The sequence below is a fragment of the Roseateles sp. P5_E1 genome, from assembly GCF_054049335.1.
The window spans coordinates 1-669 of the sequence record NZ_JBFUMN010000232.1 but is presented as its reverse complement, the minus strand read 5'-3'; the positions used below and the strand labels follow the sequence as shown (position 1 = coordinate 669).

The following is a 669-nucleotide window of genomic DNA, read 5'->3' as shown; positions in this document are numbered from 1 at the left end:
CTCCTCGATTTCCACATCCAAGGCCTTGCGCTGCGCTTCGAAGGAGGCCTGCATGCGCCGCTGCGCCACCAGTTCGGCGTGACGCTGCTGGATGCTCTGGGCCTGCTTCTCGGCCACCGGCTTGCCAGCCAGTTCGCGGTCGCCGGCGGTGCCCAGCAGGCTCACCAGTGCATCGCGCAGGCTGGCCACGTTGTAGCGCGCGGTCTGCACGTTGTTGTCGATGATGCCGGTGCGCTCGGTGAACACCCGGCGCAGGTCATCTTCGTTCTCGTAGGTGGACAGCATCGCCTGCTCGGTGCGCTTGCGGGTTTCCTCCGCAGCCAGGTCGAGCTGGCGCTGCGCGGCCACCGCCGCCGCATCCGCGCGCTCTTCCTCGGTCAACGTGCGCTCCACCTCACCACGTCGCAGCCCGCTGGCCGCGCTGAATTCCTCCCGCGCGCTGTTGACCGCGTCCTGCGGCAGCGTATCGCTGCAGATCCGCTCGGCGCCCTTGTTCCAGCAGTAAAGCTTCTTGGCTTTCGGCTCGTTCTTGCCGCGCTGGGCCTGGGCCGACAGCGACGGCGCGGCCAGCAGCAGGCCGATCAGAATGGTGGTGGCAATCCGGCTGGACATGGTTGGCGAGCCCCCTGCTCTCAACGCGTAGGACGGCTGCCGTAGCGGGACCGATAG

1 protein-coding gene is annotated in these 669 nt (G+C 67.9%); it reads right to left on the bottom strand.

All coding sequences use genetic code 11. The features are described from left to right. Window positions 1-669: hypothetical protein (locus tag ACXJKJ_RS30765; protein WP_457395293.1), on the bottom strand; the 669-nt coding region annotated here is incomplete at both ends.